1 rRNA gene (only partly in view) is annotated in these 1257 nt (G+C 52.9%); it reads right to left on the bottom strand.

Annotated elements, in window-relative coordinates:
- Nucleotides 1-74: 74 nt before the first annotated feature.
- Nucleotides 75-1257: ribosomal RNA gene (locus ACI2KG_RS28915) — 23S ribosomal RNA — on the bottom strand; it runs 1809 nt beyond the window's last position.

Here is a 1257-nt window from a genome sequence, read left to right as displayed (position 1 = left end):
CAGTGCGAACTTTCGGTTCGTATCATCTTCACCACCACAATTTGGCTTTCGTGCGCAAATTGCTTGGGTGTTATATGGTCAAGCCTCACGGGCAATTAGTATTGGTTAGCTCAACGCCTCACAGCGCTTACACACCCAACCTATCAACGTCGTAGTCTTCGACGGCCCTTTAGGGGATTCAAGATCCCAGTGAGATCTCATCTTGAGGCAAGTTTCCCGCTTAGATGCTTTCAGCGGTTATCTCTTCCGAACATAGCTACCCGGCAATGCCACTGGCGTGACAACCGGAACACCAGAGGTTCGTCCACTCCGGTCCTCTCGTACTAGGAGCAGCCCCTCTCAAATCTCAAACGTCCACGGCAGATAGGGACCGAACTGTCTCACGACGTTCTAAACCCAGCTCGCGTACCACTTTAAATGGCGAACAGCCATACCCTTGGGACCGGCTTCAGCCCCAGGATGTGATGAGCCGACATCGAGGTGCCAAACACCGCCGTCGATATGAACTCTTGGGCGGTATCAGCCTGTTATCCCCGGAGTACCTTTTATCCGTTGAGCGATGGCCCTTCCATACAGAACCACCGGATCACTAAGACCTACTTTCGTACCTGCTCGACGTGTTTGTCTCGCAGTCAAGCGCGCTTTTGCCTTTATACTCTACGACCGATTTCCGACCGGTCTGAGCGCACCTTCGTACTCCTCCGTTACTCTTTGGGAGGAGACCGCCCCAGTCAAACTACCCACCATACACTGTCCTCGATCCGGATAACGGACCTGAGTTAGAACCTCAAAGTTGCCAGGGTGGTATTTCAAGGATGGCTCCATGAGAACTGGCGTCCCCACTTCAAAGCCTCCCACCTATCCTACACAAGCAAATTCAAAGTCCAGTGCAAAGCTATAGTAAAGGTTCACGGGGTCTTTCCGTCTAGCCGCGGATACACTGCATCTTCACAGCGATTTCAATTTCACTGAGTCTCGGGTGGAGACAGCGCCGCCATCGTTACGCCATTCGTGCAGGTCGGAACTTACCCGACAAGGAATTTCGCTACCTTAGGACCGTTATAGTTACGGCCGCCGTTTACCGGGGCTTCGATCAAGAGCTTCGCTTGCGCTAACCCCATCAATTAACCTTCCGGCACCGGGCAGGCGTCACACCCTATACGTCCACTTTCGTGTTTGCAGAGTGCTGTGTTTTTAATAAACAGTCGCAGCGGCCTGGTATCTTCGACCGGCATGGGCTTACGGAGCAAGTCCTTG

Origin of the sequence: Pseudomonas sp. NPDC089407, assembly GCF_044900445.1 — a bacterium.
Classification (GTDB): domain Bacteria; phylum Pseudomonadota; class Gammaproteobacteria; order Pseudomonadales; family Pseudomonadaceae; genus Aquipseudomonas.
This window is presented reverse-complemented; position numbering and strand designations above follow the sequence as displayed.